Source organism: Streptomyces sp. NPDC058534 (assembly GCF_042717365.1).
GTDB lineage: Bacteria > Actinomycetota > Actinomycetes > Streptomycetales > Streptomycetaceae > Streptomyces.
In genome coordinates this window covers 34,636-47,339 of record NZ_JBHXNW010000046.1, presented here as the reverse complement: position 1 = coordinate 47,339, position 12,704 = coordinate 34,636, and the positions used below count along the sequence as shown (strand labels likewise).

The window sequence follows — 12,704 nt, the reverse complement described above, 5'->3', positions numbered from 1 at the left end:
GGCCTCAACTCACCTGATCCTGTACCGCTTACGGGGTCAGATTAGAGCAACGGCTTGCGCGGACAAAAATTTTTGCTCTACCGTCAGTGACGCGACGCACACAATGTGCGGTTGTCGGGTCGGAAGTGCACCGCGCCGTCATAGTCATGACCGCTGTGGCGATGCCACCGGCCAACCCACCTCTACCGAACGGAGTTCACGCATGCCCGAGACCGATCCCATCGACTCGACGGCCCCCTGGGAGTACACCCTCTACATCCCGAACGACCCGCGCGCGGTCACCGTCTGCCGCCGCACCCTCCGCCTGATCCTCACCATGCACGGCCTGATCCGCCTCGTGGACACCGCAGAGCTGCTCGCGGCCGAGTTGGTCTCCAACGCCGTACGACACACCAAAGGGCCCGCCGCGCTGCGGGTGCGGTGGGCGGCCGGCGTACTGCGGGTCGGGGCGTGGGACGCCGACCCGCAACCGCCGGAGCCGCCCGGGAACCTGGACGCGCTCACGGAGGCGGAGGAGGGGCGCGGCCTCGCGCTCGTGCGGGCGTGTGCGGACCTGTGGGGGTGGCAGCCGCTGACCAGGGACGGGAACCGGGGTAAGTACGTGTGGGGTGACCTTGTCGCGGCGTAGCTCGTTGATCACGTCGTACAGGAGGGAGAGCTGATGGTCAGCTCGTCGCACGAGGCGCTGCACTGGGTCTTTCAGAAGGACCCCGCGCTGCTGACGCGGGCGTTTCAGAAGGTGCTGTGCGTTCCGTTCCCGGAACCGCGTGACTTTGCGGTCCTGAACGCCGACGTCACGGAGATCGAGCCCGTCGAACGGCGGGTGGACACGCTGATGCGGGTGGAGACGGACGAAGGGGCGTACCTCCTCGTCGTCGAGGCGCAAGGGAAGAAGGACGAGAAGAAGCGCGGAAGCTGGCCGTACTACCTCGCGTATTTGTACGAGAAGTACCGCTGTGAGCCGGTGCTCGTGGTGATCACCCAGAGCAGCGCGACGGCACGCTGGGCGGCGCAGCCCATCCGGCGGGGGCTGCCCGGCTGGGATTCGCTGACGGTGCGACCGCTGGTGATCGGTCCGGACAACGTACCGGTGATCGCGAATGGGCGGGAGGCCGAGAGGGACGTTCCGCTTGCTGTGCTGTCGGCCATGACACACGGGCGAGGCGCACAGGCCGCCGCCATACTGGAACCGTTGGCTTTCGCTCTGCGGACCGTCGACGGCGATAGTGCCGCGGTGTTCGGACAGTTCATCGAATCGTGCCTGGGTGATCCCCGGGCCAAGGACCTCTGGAGGGACCTGATGTCGGAGATCCGCTACTTCTTCAACAACCCGGTGGCCGAGAAGGTTCGTGAGGAAGGCCGCGTGGAGGGCCGCGTGGAGGGTCGTGAGGAAGGACGGGCCGAGGTTCGTTCCGAGATCACACTGGAGATTCTGGAGTGGCGGGGCATTCCGGTGTCCGATGCCGTGCGGGAGCGGGTGCTCGCCTGCACCGACCTCACGCAGCTCAAGATCTGGTCCCAGCGGGCGGTTCAGGTCACGCGCGCGGAAGATCTGTTCACGGAAGGGCGTGGCTGATGCCCAGGGAGATCCGATACTTCTTCGACAACCCCGTGGCTCTGCAGGTGCGCGAGGAAGGGCGGGTGGAGGGCCGGATCGAGGAGCGTGCCCTGATGGTGCTCCGGATTCTCGAATGGCGGGACATTCCGGTGTGCTTCGCTCTTCGGGAGCGCGTGCGCGACTGCTGGGACCTCGACCAGCTCGAAGTCTGGGCGCGGCGCGCGCTGACCGTGGAGCGGGCCGAGGACCTGTTCAGCGGTTGATGGACTGGATCTCCTGGACGTTCATGTCCTGCGTCGTCTCGAAGGTGCCGTTCGGCAGGTCGCCCGTGGCGCCGCCGGTGCCCTGCCAGGAGATTTCCCAGGTGATCGACGCCTTGAGCTGGTACGGCTCGCCGTTCGAGGCGCGGAGGTAGCGGATGCCGCAGGGCGGGGTCTCGTCGGACTTGCCCTTCGTGTACGGCGTACCGATGGAGCCGTCGGCGTTGATCTCGCAGTCGCCGGAGGCGGGGAAGGTCTCGGCGTCGTCCGTGCCGGGCTCCAGGTGGAGGGCGACCGGCTTGGCGGTCGTTTCCGCCCACAAGCCTGTGTTGGGCAGCTCGGCGCGGACCTTGACCTCCTTGAAGGTGCCCTTGTCCAGCCAGACCCAGGTCGGCAGGTTGACGGTGGACTTGGCGGCCGGCTTCGCCTCGATCTCCGTGGCGGGGACCTCGACCTTGTCGTAGGCGTACTCCGCCAGGGTCCGCGGCGTCGGGGCGTTCGGCACATCGGGGATCTGGCCGGCGTCCTGCCAGAACATCAGCCGGTTGCACAGGGACGTGTCGTCGAGCGCGGACAGGCTCGGGGCGACGCCGCGCCAGAAGTAGCCCTTCTCGCCGAGGTTGTAGTCCTTGTAGCCCTTCGCGGACGACGGGGTGCCGAAGTAGTTGGGCGCGTCCTTGCCGTCCTTGAAGTGGTCGGTCCACAGCTTGGAGCCGAACCACCCCTGGCGGATGCTGACGTCGCCGCCGCCGTCGTTCTCCGCGAAGTCCTTCAACTGCTCGGGAGTGAACACCGGCTCGTACCAGCACGGCGGGGGCTCCCAGTTGACGTCGGTCGAGCTCAGGTTTCCCCGCTTGCCGCCGGTGGGGCCGCTCACCTGCGTGATCTTGATGCTGGTGTGCTGGGCCGAGGCCGTCAGTTCCTTGCCCTCGGCCTCGCCCCTCGTGTCGGAGCCGCCGAAGGCGTGGGCAGGAGCGGTGCAGCAGAGTGCCGTGGCCACTGACGAGGCGAGCACGGGCAGTGCCTTGTGTCGAGCCCTCACTTCGCGCACTTCCCCCTCTCCGAGCGGATGGACGAGTTCTGCCATACCCCCTGGCTGCTCTTTCGCAGCGTGACCAGGTAGTAGACCTCGGGATCCATGTCCGGGGGGTTTCCTTCGACCTTGCCGGTCTTCCGGTGCTTGGTGCGCGCTTCGCTCTCATCGGTGCAGTAGCCGAGTGACGCCGTGGTGCCGTCGTCGAGCAGGGTCACCTCGGGGTCGAAGACCGGGAGCTTGCCGATGACCGTCACGTTCTTGTCCGTGTACGACTTGATCCACTTCTTGCTCTGCGCGCGGCCGGAATCGGTGTCGTAGAAGGAGACGGCTTCGCTGTCCGGGTCGTTGGCGATGATCGCGGCGTATCCGGCCCGGAGTTCTTCCTTGGCGTCGTCGAGTACGGCCTGCTGCCGCGCGTCACTGCTCGTCCAGCCCTCGAAGGTCAGCTGGAAGCTGCTGGGCAGCTTGACCACCGGACGGTTGACGCCGGGCGGCGTCGACGAGGACGCCGGCTCCGAAGCCGAAGGGCTCCCGCCCCCCGCCCCCTTGATGTCCTCCGGCGAGGACTCGTCGCCCCCGCCGCACGCGGTCAGGAGCAGGGCTGCCGTCGCGGTGAAGGCGGCGGTGGTCATGGTGAAGGCTCTGCGGGCCACGGTGTTCCCCCTGGGTAAGGCGTTGCGACAGGGAACGAAGCTATCAGTGGGCCGTGCAGGGGGTCTGACCGGTTTCGGTGGATTGTGTGGGGGGTGTGAAGGCCTGCGCGGTGGAAGCGGGCAAAAGGCGCGAAGGGGGCGGAAGTTGTCCCTTCCTCTTCCACAGGGCCTTCGATGCTGTCAGCGCCAGTCCATAAGATCTCTGTAGGCTCAGCACACCCCTCATACCAAACGCCCCAACGGGCTTCGCCGCCCACGACCACGACCCAGGACTCCGCCCATGCCGCGACGCCGCACCTCAAGCTCCTCCAGCAGCTCGACGGCTCCCTCGGCTGCCCCGGCGACGCCGAGGAACCGCACGCCTCAGCCGGTGCGGGTGCGGCGGCGGTCGTTCGGGGACTTCGTCAAGGCGTTTCTCGCGTTCGTCGTGCTGCTGGCGCTGGTCGCCGGAGTGCCGCTCGCGCTGGCCATGACGGTCGGCTGGCCGCTGCCCAACGGGGCGCCCGGCCTCGACTGGCTCCAGCGCGAGATCACCGTGCAGACCTTCCTGCGCATCCTCACCGTCATCGTCTGGCTCGCCTGGGCCCAGTTCACCGCCTGCGTGCTCGTCGAGGTCAAGGCCGCGCTGTCCGGCGTAGGGGTGCCGGGGCGGGTGCCGGGATCCGGGCCCAGCCAGCTGCTGGCTCGGCAGCTCGTCGCCGCCCTGCTGCTCGTCGGCGCCACCGCGGCGAGCCTCACGCCAGGGTTGTCGCAGCTCGGCCAGAGCCTGGAGGGCAACCAGAGGCCGGCCGTCGCCGCCGCCCAGCAGACGCCGGGACTCTTCGCCCAGCAGCAGGAGCAGGCCGCAAACACCGCGAACGCCCTCGCCGAGCAGGCCGGACAGGCGGGCCAGGCCGCGGCCCGTGCCGACGGCGGGGCATCGGTCGCGAACGGCGACACGAAGTACTACCGGATCCAGCCGCCCGAGGGGCGTCACCACGACTCCCTCTGGGAGGTCGCCGACCGGCACCTCGGCGACGGACGCCGGTACAAGGAGATCTTCGAGCTGAACAAGGACCGCGTGCAGCCCGACGGGTCCAAGCTGTCCGAGGCGTCCCTCATCCGGCCCGGCTGGATCATGGAGATGCCCGGCGACGCCCGCGGCGGCGAACTGGTCGAGATGCCCGACGAGGCGCCGAACGTCTCCGAGCAGGTGCAGCAGCAAATCAGCGACTACGCCCAGACCGGCGACCACGCGCAGGGGAGCGGCGGAGGACAGGGGAGCGGGGACGCGCAGGTCTCCCTTCCCGAGCAGCGGCCCGCGCCGGCCCCCGCGACGCCCGTCACCCCCGCGACCCCGGCGCCCGGCCCCGCCACCGGTGGCCAGCACGCCACCCCCGCCGCCGAGGAGTCCGGGCGCTCCTTCGGGCTCCCCGAGACCCTGCTCGCCGCCCCGCTGCTCGCCGCCGGTCTGCTCGGTGCCCTCGGCCGCCGGCGCCGGCAGGCGCTGTGGCACTCGGCGCTCGGTGCCGTCGGCGGACGGCGCGGCATGGAGCCGCCCACCCCGACCGGCGACGCCCAGGACGTGCAGGACGCGCTGCTCGTGGGCGCCGACCCCGAGGGCGTACGCCTGCTGGACCGGTCGCTGCGCGGGCTCGCCGCCGCACTCGCCGCCGAGTCGCGGCCGTTGCCCGTCGTGTACGCGGCCTGGATGGGCGGCAACGGCGACCTCCACCTGCAACTCGCCCAGCCGGCCGGGAAGCCGCCGACGCCCTGGCAGGTCGGGCAGGACCAGACCTTCTGGATGCTGGCCCGCGCCGACGCCGAGCGGTACGAGGACGCCGAGACGGCGGCCCCCTACCCCGGTCTCGTCAGCCTCGGCACCATGGACGACTCCCGGCTGCTGCTCAACCTGGAGGCCGTGCCCGGCCTCGTCTCGCTGAGCGGCGCCGAGGAGGACCGGGCCGCCGTGTTCGCGTCGGTCGCCGCCGAGCTGGCCACCAACGGGTGGTCGGACCGTATGACCATCACGCTGGTCGGGTTCGGCGCCGATCTCACCCCGCTCGCGCCCAACCGGATACGGCACCTCGACGGCTTCGAGGACCTCTTCGAGACCATGTCCGCCGAGACCCGGCAGCGACGCGGCGCACTCGGCGCCGCCGGGCACGACTCCGTGCTCACCGGCCGCACCGGGCCCGCCCAGCACACGCGTTGGGCGCCGCACCTCGTGCTGCTCGCCGCGCAGCCGTCCGACGAGGACGCCCTGCGGCTCGCCGAACTCGCCGCCGACGCCGGCCGCCTCGGCATCGGCTACCTCGTCGGCACCGAGGGCACCGACCTGCCCGGCGCCGCCTGGGAGATGGAGATCACCGGCGAGGGCAGGCTGCTCGCGCCGCTCCTCGGCCTGGAGCTGGAGGCCCAGTTGCTGCCGGCCGCGCAGCAGCGGGCCGTGGTCGAGCTGTTCACCGACGCCGACCCCGAGCGCGGGGCCGGCGGACCGGCCAACACCCCGCCGTTCCTCGTCGACATCAGCGAGCAGGGGCGGCCCGCGGTCTACGCGCGCCTCGTCGGGTCGTACGAGATCATCGGCCTGGACGCCCCCGACGGCGACCGCAGCGCCCAGCTGCACGAGGCGCTGGCGCTGCTCCTGCTGCACCGCGAGGGCGTCCACCCGCGCGTGCTGGCCTCCGCGCTGTGGCCGCGCGGGGTGACGGAGGACGTGCGCGACGCGCTCCTCGATCGGCTGCGGGCCTGGCTGGGCACCGACCCCGACGGCACGCCGAGGCTCGGCACCGACGCCACCGGGCGGCTCACCCTCGCCAAGTCCGTCGTCTCCGACCTCGACGTACTGCGCTCCCTCTACTACGAGGCCACGCAGGGCCGCGGCGTCGACAGCCGCCAGGTGCGCGGCCGGCTGCTCACCGACGCGCTGGTGCTGGTGCGCGGGCCGCTGCTCGCCGACCGGCCCGAGGGCCGTTACCGCTGGCTCACCCACGAGATCATCGACGCCCAGCTCCCGCTGCTGGTCGCGGACACCGGCCTTGCGCTCTCCGAGTTCCACCTGGAGCGCAGCCGCGCGGAGAAGGCCATCGAGGCGCTGAACGCCGCGCTGCGCACCGCCCCGGCCGACGAGCGCCTGTACCACGAGCTGCTGCGCGCCACGCACACCACCGAGGACGCCGACCGCCTGCGCGCCCTCGCCGCCGACCTCATCGGCCGCAGCGGGGCACGCGGTCTGCCGCCGCGCACCGAGGCACTGCTCGACGAACTGCTGCCGACCTGGCGCGACGGCGTCGCGGCAGCGGGCTGACCCGGCGGTCGGCATGGTCCGGATGGACATCGGTATGGACCTCGACCTCCTGGTCGTCCTCGTCGCCGCGCTCTGGGGCGCGGCGACGGGCGCGCTGCTGCCCCGGGCCGCCTACCGCTTCTCCGCCCCGTCGGGGGAGACGTGGCGCGAGCGGTGTCCCCAGGAGCATCCGGTGCCCGGCTGGCTGGGGCGGGCCCGGTGCGGGCAGTGCCCGGCCGACGAGCCGTCCTACGGCCACCGCGCCGCGTCCCTCGCCCTCGTCACCGCCCTCGTCTGCGCCGCCCTCGCCGCCGCCACCGGCACCCGGCCCGAGCTGGCCGTCTGGCTGCTGCTCGCGCCGCCCGGCGTGCTGCTGGCCGTCGTCGACCTGAGGGTACGGCGGCTGCCCGACCCCCTCACCCTGCCGCTCGCCGGCGCCGCCCTCGCCCTCCTGGGCCTCACCGCGCTCGTGCCCGAGCACGCCGGGGAGTGGACGACCGCCCTGCTGGGCGCCCTCGCCCTCGGCGCCGGCTACCTCGTGCTGTTCCTCATCAACCCGGCCGGCATGGGCTTCGGCGACGTGAAGCTGGCCCTCACCGCCGGTGCCGTCCTCGGCTGGTACGACTGGCCCACGCTGATGCTGGGCACCTTCGCCGGGTTCCTGCTCGGCGCGTTCTACGGCGGCGCCCTCCTCGTCGCACGCCGCGCGGGCCGCAAGACGGCCATCCCGTTCGGGCCGTTCCTGATCGCGGGCGCGTTCCTCGGCGTCCTGGCCGGGGCCTACGCGGCCTGAGCACCGACTCCCGAAAGCCCTGGCGTACGCTGGTCGCGTCCGTCCACAACCCTTACGAACCTTGCGAAAGGGACGCCGGTGACCGAGAAGGCCGACCTTCAGCCCATCCTCGACCGCGCCGCCGCCGGTGGGCGGATCACCCCCGAAGAGGCGCTCGACCTCTACCGCGACGCCCCGCTGCACGCGCTGGGCGCCGCCGCCGACGCCGTACGCAGGCGCAGGTACGCCGGTACCGAGCACATCGCCACGTACATCATCGAGCGCAACATCAACTACACGAACGTGTGCGTCACCGCGTGCAAGTTCTGCGCCTTCTACGCGGCCCCCAAGGACACCAAGAAGGGCTGGAGCCGCGACCTCGACGACATCCTGCGCCGCTGCGCGGAGACCGTCGAGCTGGGCGGCACGCAGATCATGTTCCAGGGCGGTCACCACCCGGACTACGGCGTGGAGTACTACGAGAAGCACTTCGCGGCCATCAAGGCGGAGTTCCCGCAGCTCGTCATCCACAGCCTGGGGGCGAGCGAGGTCGAGCACATGGCGCGGATCTCGAAGGTCTCCGTGGAGGAGGCGATCCAGCGCATCCACACGGCCGGCCTCGACTCCTTCGCCGGTGCCGGTGCCGAACTGCTGCCCGCGCGCCCCCGCAAGGCCATCGCGCCGCTCAAGGAGTCCGGCGAGCGCTGGCTGGAGATCATGGAGATCGCGCACGGCCTCGGCGTGGAGTCGACGTCCACGATGCTGATGGGCACCGGCGAGACCAACGCCGAGCGCATCGAGCACCTGCGCATGATCCGGGACGTGCAGGACCGCACCGGCGGCTTCCGCGCCTTCATCCCGTACACCTACCAGCCCGAGAACAACCACCTGAAGGGCCGCACCCAGGCCACGCTCTTCGAGTACCTGCGGATGATCGCCATCGCCCGCCTGTTCATGGACAACGTCGCCCACATCCAGGGCTCCTGGCTGACCACCGGCAAGGAGGTCGGCCAGCTCTCGCTGCACTACGGCGCCGACGACCTCGGGTCGATCATGCTGGAGGAGAACGTGGTGTCGTCGGCCGGCGCCAAGCACCGCTCCAACCGGCTGGAGATCATCGACCTGATCCGCAAGGCCGGACGCGTCCCCGCGCAGCGCGCCACGACCTACGAGCACCTGGTCGTGCACGACGATCCGGCCGACGACCCCGTCGACGAGCGCGTGGTGTCCCACTTCTCGTCCACGGCCATCGAGGGCGGCACCGCCCACCCGGAACTGAAGCTGCTCGCCCCCAACTGAGGTCACCGTGTTGACGATTCACGTCGCCGAGGCCTCGCCCGAGGCGGCCGTCCTGGTCGACGGCGCGCACATCGCCGCCGTCGGCCCGTACGAGGAGCTGGCCGCCGCCCACCCGGGGGCGCGGCTGCGGCGGTGGCCCGGCATCCTGACGCCCGGACTGCTCAACCCGTACGGCCCGGAGCTGCTGGAGCAGGCGTACCACCCCGACCCGCGCGAGGCGGACCGGCTCGGCACCGAGCCGCTGTTCGGCGAGCGCGCGCGGGCCCTCCTCGGCGGCGGCCCGTCCGCGCGGGGCGCCAGCGCACGCCGCGGGGTGCAGCGCATGCTGGCGCACGGCACGGTCGCGGTCGCCGGTGAACTGCGCGGCCGCGCGGCCCTGGACGCGGTGCGCAGGGCGGGACTCGCCCTGGCGGGGCGTCCGGCCACGCTGCCCGGGCCCGCGGCGTTCTCCCCGGTGCCCCTCGTGCTGCTGCCGGGCCTCGGCGCCGGGAAACCCGCGCGGTTCGCGGTGTTCGACGTGCCCGACCGGGCCGCGCTCGTGCGGGAGGGCGCGTCGACGTGCGTGGCCACCGTCGTGGGCGGCCGTCTGGTGTACCGGCGCGCGTAGCCGACGGGGGCCGCCTGCCACAATGGCCCCGTGACCCGAGCCAGCCTGAACAAGCAGCCGCACGAAGTCGCCTCGATGTTCGACCACGTCGCGCGACGGTACGACCTGACGAACGCCGTGCTGTCGCTCGGCCAGGACCGGGCGTGGCGCAAGGAGGTCGCCGACGCCGTCGACGCCCGCCCCGCGCAGCGGGTCCTGGACCTCGCGGCCGGTACGGCGACCTCCTCGCTGCCCTTCGCCCGCACCGGCGCGTACGTCGTCCCCTGCGACTTCTCCCTCGGCATGCTCCAGGTGGGCAAGGAGCGGCACTCGTGGCTGCCGTTCACCGCGGGCGACGCGACGCGGCTGCCGTTCGCCGACGACGCCTTCGATGCCGTCACCATCTCCTTCGGGCTGCGCAACGTACAGGACACGGACGCGGCGCTGCGCGAGCTGTACCGGGTGACGCGGCCCGGCGGCCGGGTCGTCATCTGCGAGTTCTCGCACCCGACCTGGACGCCGTTCCGGACCGTCTACACCGAGTACCTGATGCGCGCCCTGCCGCCCGTCGCCCGCGCGGTGTCGTCCAACCCCGACGCGTACGTCTACCTCGCCGAGTCGATCCGCGCCTGGCCCGACCAGCCGGCGCTCGCCCGGCGGCTGGGCGAGGCGGGCTGGTCGAAGGTGGCGTGGCGGAACCTGACGGGCGGCGTGGTGGCCCTGCACCGGGGCTTCAAGGCGAGCTGAGGACCGCGCAGTAGGGCGGCGCCCCGCCGGGCGGTGTCCCGCCCGGCTCGCCCGGCTCGCCACCGGGCTCCCCCGGCTCGGCCAGCTCCCGCCGGAGTCCGCCCCGCGGCGGCGCCGGCACCCGCGGCTCGCGGATGCGCCCACCGCCCTCGCCCTCCCCGAAGTCGAACCACACGTACACCGTCGACTCCCGCGGCACCCGCGCCCCGGGCTGCGGAAACTGGCGTACGACGTGGTCGACGACGGCGAGCCGCACATCGGGCCGGTCCGACGCGTACAGGGACAGGCCCCGCGCGCGTGCCGTCTCCCGCGCGTCCACGGCCATCAGGCCGACCAGGCGCGGTACGTGGACATCGGGTTTCTCGGATACCAGGCGCACGGACGTCACCCCCAGCGGTACCCGGCAGCGTAGCTCCGCCGCACACCGCCCGGAAGCGCCAAGTGGCTTTCTGTGACACTCGATTACATTGCGTCACGATCCACTGCGTCACGCTCCGTGGAGGGGGAGGCGGTAGCAGTGGCCCTGCTTGTCGGAGCCGGGGATGGTGAAGACCTCGGCGAGCCGCATGCCCAGCCGCTCCGTGACCGCGATGGACCGGGCGTTGCGCGCGTTGACCATCGCGACCACCTCCGCCACGCCCGCCCCGCGCACCCGCTCCAGCGTCTGCCGGGCCGCCGCCGTGACGTACCCCTTGCCCCAGTGCGCCCGCCCGAGCCGCCAGCCGATCTCGATCTCGCCCTTGGGACCCCAGTCGCCCGGCCACGGCTGGGCGCCGGTGAAGCCGATGACCTGCCCGGACTCGTCCACCATGGACCACAGGCAGAAGCCGTGCTCGGCGTCGTGCCGGCGCTGGCGTGCGGTCAGCTCCTCGTAGACGGACCGTTCCGCCGCCCGGCCGCCGTGGAACTCCATGACGTCCGGGTCGGCGAAGATCCGGTGCCAGGCGACGGCGTCCTCGTCGGTGGGGACGCGCAACCGTACAACGGGCACAGCTCGGTTCACTGGGCAGCCCTTCAGCCGGGTGATCGGTGACGCTGAATAGACTGCCCATGTCCAGTGCCCGTCGGCACGCAGATTTCGAACTCTGGGGAGATCCCGCCGTGACCGAGCCCCTCTCCGACAACTCCGCCGATGTGATCGTCGTGGGCGCGGGGCCAGCCGGCTCCACGACCGCGTACCACCTGGCCAAGGCAGGGCTCGACGTCCTCCTGCTGGAGAAGACCGCCTTCCCCCGGGAGAAGGTCTGCGGCGACGGGCTGACCCCGCGCGCGGTCAAGCAGCTCGTCGCCATGGGCATCGACATCTCCGAGGAGGCCGGCTGGCTGCGCAACAAGGGCCTGCGCATCATCGGCGGCGGCTCCCGCCTCCAGCTGGACTGGCCGGATCTGGCCTCCTTCCCGGACTACGGACTCGTCCGCAAGCGCGACGACTTCGACGACCAGCTCGCCCGGCAGGCCCAGAAGGCCGGCGCCCGCCTGTACGAGCGCTGCAACGTCGGCGCCCCCGTCGTCGACGACCGCACCGGCCGCATCACCGGCGTGCACGCCAAGCTGGGCGAGGACAAGCGCGAGGTCACCTTCCACGCGCCGCTGGTCGTGGCCGCCGACGGCAACTCCACGCGGCTGTCCCTGGCGATGGGCCTGCACCGCCGCGAGGACCGCCCCATGGGCGTCGCGGTCCGCACCTACTTCACCTCGCCCCGCCACGACGACGACTACCTGGAGTCCTGGCTGGAACTGTGGGACCGCCGCGGCCCCCAGGACCGCCTGCTTCCCGGCTACGGCTGGATCTTCGGCATGGGCGACGGCACCTCCAACGTCGGCCTGGGCGTGCTGAACACCTCCGCCGCCTTCAAGGACCTCGACTGGCGCGAGATCCTCAAGGCCTGGTGCGCGTCCATGCCCGAGGACTGGGGCTACACCCCGGACAACATGACCGGCCCGATCCGCGGCGCCGCCCTGCCCATGGCCTTCAACCGCCAGCCCCACTACACCAAGGGCCTGCTCCTGGTCGGCGACGCCGGCGGCCTGGTGAACCCCTTCAACGGCGAGGGCATCGCCTACGCCATGGAGTCCGGCCAGATCGCCGCCGACGTCATCGTCCAGGCACACGCGCGGGCCACGCCGGCCCAGCGGGAGATCGCCCTCCAGCGCTACCCGCGCGTCCTGAAGGACACCTACGGCGGCTACTACACGCTGGGCCGCGCCTTCGTGAAGCTCATCGGGAACCCGAAGGTCATGCAGATCGCGGCCCAGCGCGGCCTCACCCACCCCATCCTGATGAAGTTCACCCTCAAGATGCTCGCCAACCTGACGGACCCGACGGGCGGCGACGCGATGGACCGCATCATCAACGGACTGAGCAAGGTCGCGCCCAAGGCGTGATCAGCCCTCGGGCCCCTCGTCGAGGGCGCGAGCGTTGGGGGGGGGGGGGGGGGGCCCCGGGGCCCCCCCCCCGCCCCCCCCGCGCCCCCCCCCCCCCCCGCCCCCCCCCCCGGCCCCGCCCCCGCGCGGCGCCCCCCGCG

The 12,704-nt window shown here is 72.0% G+C and carries 13 protein-coding genes; 9 read left to right on the top strand and 4 right to left on the bottom strand.

Features of this window, described 5'->3' with window-relative positions:
* The first annotated feature begins 202 nt into the window (after positions 1-202).
* The 3 genes from ACFWR9_RS26085 to ACFWR9_RS26075 are packed head-to-tail and all read left to right on the top strand — an operon-like array spanning position 203 to position 1,821.
* Positions 203-628: an ATP-binding protein gene (locus ACFWR9_RS26085; protein ID WP_383846280.1), complete on the top strand. Its 426-nt coding sequence runs from the start codon at positions 203-205 to the stop codon at positions 626-628.
* Positions 629-661: 33 nt separating this feature from the next.
* Entirely contained in the window at positions 662-1,576 is a 915-nt protein-coding gene (locus tag ACFWR9_RS26080; RefSeq protein WP_383846278.1) for a hypothetical protein, read from the top strand.
* The gene (locus tag ACFWR9_RS26075) at positions 1,576-1,821 is read left to right on the top strand and encodes a hypothetical protein (protein WP_383846276.1); all 246 of its coding nucleotides are present in this window, start codon (positions 1,576-1,578) and stop codon (positions 1,819-1,821) included. Before ACFWR9_RS26080 ends, ACFWR9_RS26075 begins: the two co-directional genes overlap by 1 nt.
* Here the strand turns inward: ACFWR9_RS26075 and ACFWR9_RS26070 are convergent.
* Together ACFWR9_RS26070 and ACFWR9_RS26065 are read right to left on the bottom strand one after the other, a co-directional pair.
* Positions 1,811-2,860 (bottom strand): hypothetical protein, encoded by a 1,050-nt coding sequence (locus tag ACFWR9_RS26070; protein ID WP_383846274.1) that lies wholly within the window; start codon positions 2,858-2,860, stop codon positions 1,811-1,813. The genes ACFWR9_RS26075 and ACFWR9_RS26070 overlap by 11 nt on opposite strands.
* The gene (locus ACFWR9_RS26065) at positions 2,857-3,507 is read right to left on the bottom strand and encodes a hypothetical protein (RefSeq protein WP_383846272.1); all 651 of its coding nucleotides are present in this window, start codon (positions 3,505-3,507) and stop codon (positions 2,857-2,859) included. The genes ACFWR9_RS26070 and ACFWR9_RS26065 overlap by 4 nt, the downstream gene beginning before the upstream one ends.
* Before the next feature lie 280 nt (positions 3,508-3,787).
* Between ACFWR9_RS26065 and ACFWR9_RS26060 the strand changes: the two genes are divergently transcribed.
* The 5 genes from ACFWR9_RS26060 to ACFWR9_RS26040 all read left to right on the top strand — a co-directional run bounded on the left by ACFWR9_RS26060 (position 3,788) and on the right by ACFWR9_RS26040 (position 10,179).
* Complete coding sequence (locus tag ACFWR9_RS26060) at positions 3,788-6,796, top strand: BTAD domain-containing putative transcriptional regulator (protein ID WP_383846270.1); 3,009 nt, start codon at positions 3,788-3,790, stop codon at positions 6,794-6,796.
* A 34-nt stretch (positions 6,797-6,830) separates the two neighbouring features.
* A complete protein-coding gene (locus ACFWR9_RS26055) occupies positions 6,831-7,568 on the top strand; it encodes a prepilin peptidase (RefSeq protein ID WP_383846268.1) in 738 nt (245 codons plus the stop codon).
* A gap of 78 nt (positions 7,569-7,646) precedes the next feature.
* Positions 7,647-8,846 carry a cyclic dehypoxanthinyl futalosine synthase gene (gene mqnC, locus ACFWR9_RS26050; RefSeq protein WP_383846266.1) on the top strand — a complete coding sequence of 400 codons (1,200 nt, stop codon included), beginning with the start codon at positions 7,647-7,649 and terminating at the stop codon, positions 8,844-8,846.
* Positions 8,847-8,853: 7 nt separating this feature from the next.
* On the top strand, positions 8,854-9,453 hold the full coding sequence (locus ACFWR9_RS26045; RefSeq protein ID WP_383846264.1) for a hypothetical protein: 600 nt from the start codon (positions 8,854-8,856) through the stop codon (positions 9,451-9,453).
* Between the two features lie 30 nt (positions 9,454-9,483).
* On the top strand, positions 9,484-10,179 hold the full coding sequence (locus ACFWR9_RS26040; RefSeq protein ID WP_383846263.1) for a demethylmenaquinone methyltransferase: 696 nt from the start codon (positions 9,484-9,486) through the stop codon (positions 10,177-10,179).
* On the opposite strand, the gene ACFWR9_RS26035 is transcribed toward ACFWR9_RS26040, so the two are convergent.
* Together ACFWR9_RS26035 and ACFWR9_RS26030 are read right to left on the bottom strand one after the other, a co-directional pair.
* Complete coding sequence (locus tag ACFWR9_RS26035; protein WP_383846261.1) at positions 10,166-10,558, bottom strand: PASTA domain-containing protein; 393 nt, start codon at positions 10,556-10,558, stop codon at positions 10,166-10,168. The genes ACFWR9_RS26040 and ACFWR9_RS26035 overlap by 14 nt on opposite strands.
* A gap of 108 nt (positions 10,559-10,666) precedes the next feature.
* The gene (locus ACFWR9_RS26030) at positions 10,667-11,182 is read right to left on the bottom strand and encodes a GNAT family N-acetyltransferase (protein ID WP_383846259.1); all 516 of its coding nucleotides are present in this window, start codon (positions 11,180-11,182) and stop codon (positions 10,667-10,669) included.
* 47 nt (positions 11,183-11,229) lie between these two features.
* Here ACFWR9_RS26030 and ACFWR9_RS26025 point away from each other — a divergent pair, with 47 nt between their 5' ends.
* Positions 11,230-12,564: a geranylgeranyl reductase family protein gene (locus tag ACFWR9_RS26025; RefSeq protein ID WP_383846257.1), complete on the top strand. Its 1,335-nt coding sequence runs from the start codon at positions 11,230-11,232 to the stop codon at positions 12,562-12,564.
* The last annotated feature ends 140 nt before the right edge of the window (positions 12,565-12,704 follow it).